Source organism: Nocardia sp. NPDC058497, assembly GCF_042720195.1.
In the GTDB taxonomy this organism is placed as follows: Bacteria; Actinomycetota; Actinomycetes; order Mycobacteriales; family Mycobacteriaceae; genus Nocardia.
On record NZ_JBHXMY010000965.1, the window covers coordinates 1 to 1,399 of the forward strand.

Sequence of the window (1,399 nt, forward strand, 5' to 3'; positions counted from 1 at the left end):
CGGCGCGCGACTCTGCGGAGTGCGCGGCATCGTGTGATATGTGCGGGGGGTGTGGGGGCCCCGCGGCAACCGCACGACACCCGGTGGGCCTCCCACATGCAAGCACGCGAGATGGCCGACCACGGCGCCTGGCCCGGCTTCGAACCGACCTATTCCACAAGCAGTTACGAAAGGCACGAACCAATGACTGAGACTAGCGACCGCGGCGATCTGGCCGACGAGTTCACCACCGAGTCCGACACCGAGCAGCTGATGCGCGCCGATTTCACCCATTGGGCCGCGGTCGGGGACGGCCGTGACGTCGACGACTACGACCCGGCCGACAACCTCGACCGCGGCGAGTGGTCGGCGACCTGGCTCGACCACGGCGAAGATCGCTGGCTGGACGAGTGGCTGACCTTGTCGAACGCCTACCTGGACTATCGAGACGGCGTCGAGGCCGCCGACGCGAAGCGCGCCCAGCTGGGTGACACCCTCAGCCCAGTACAGGCTCGCAGTTGGGACCAGGCCCGTGACCTGACGGTCAACGGCATCAGCCGCGACGAGGCGGGCCTGATCACCTCCGACTACGTGACCCGGATGCCGTATGAGCGGGCCGAGGAGATCCGCGCCCAGCAGCGCACGCTCGCCGATGTGCGCCGCGTGCAGGCCGCGGCCGAGCGTTCCGGCGAGGAGTCCGCCCTAGGCGGCCTCGAGGTCGCGCCACTGCCCCCGGAGGACGCTGCCCTCAACCCCGACGCCGGTCAGCGCGACCCGATGCTCTTCTACACCTCCTACGAGGCGCAACACGGCAGCGATCGTGCCCGCAACAACCCGGAGCACCCGGTGCCGTCCTTCGGCGCCAGCGTCGCAGCCCGCACCAGCGCGCTGGCTGGCTACACCGGCAACGGCAATGCCGTGGCCGCGGCGATGGACCGCCAGGCCGAGCGGGCAGGAGCCGAGCGGTGAGCGCGGCCGCGGTCGAGCAGACGATGCCCGCAGTCGCCGGCGAGCACGACCAGGTGCCTGGTGCGGTCGCGCCGGTGATCCCGATCCGCGCGCACGAGACGGTCACCGAGCCCGCCCAGGAGCTGACGCTGGGCGAGCTGACGGCCCGCCTGCACGCGGCCGAGAACCGCATCGCCGATCTGGAAGTCCGTAACCAGGAGTTGGCCAGCGACCTGGACAACGCCCTGGACCAGCTGTCCGGGCACGCCCTGCACGTCGAGCAGGAACGCCTCGTGCATGCCCCGGCGTGGAGCCCGTGGGCCGCGTCGATGAACCAAGGAGGACACCAACGATGACCGCGTCTACTGCTGTACAGGCCACCTCGCGACCGTCTACCGGTCGGATGGACGCTGCCGAACTGACCGCGCTGGCGATGACGATCGTGATCGGTGCCGGTGCGTTCGTGTGGCTG

Annotated in this window: 2 protein-coding genes; both read left to right on the top strand. The window is 70.2% G+C overall.

Features of this window, described 5'->3' with window-relative positions; genetic code table 11:
- The first annotated feature begins 183 nt into the window (after positions 1 to 183).
- Positions 184 to 948 carry a hypothetical protein gene (locus ACFWPJ_RS32900; protein ID WP_378857435.1) on the top strand — a complete coding sequence of 255 codons (765 nt, stop codon included), beginning with the start codon at positions 184 to 186 and terminating at the stop codon, positions 946 to 948.
- Positions 945 to 1,283, top strand: a complete 339-nt coding sequence (locus ACFWPJ_RS32905; RefSeq protein WP_378857437.1) for a hypothetical protein — start codon at positions 945 to 947, stop codon at positions 1,281 to 1,283. The genes ACFWPJ_RS32900 and ACFWPJ_RS32905 overlap by 4 nt, the downstream gene beginning before the upstream one ends.
- Positions 1,284 to 1,399: the final 116 nt, after the last annotated feature.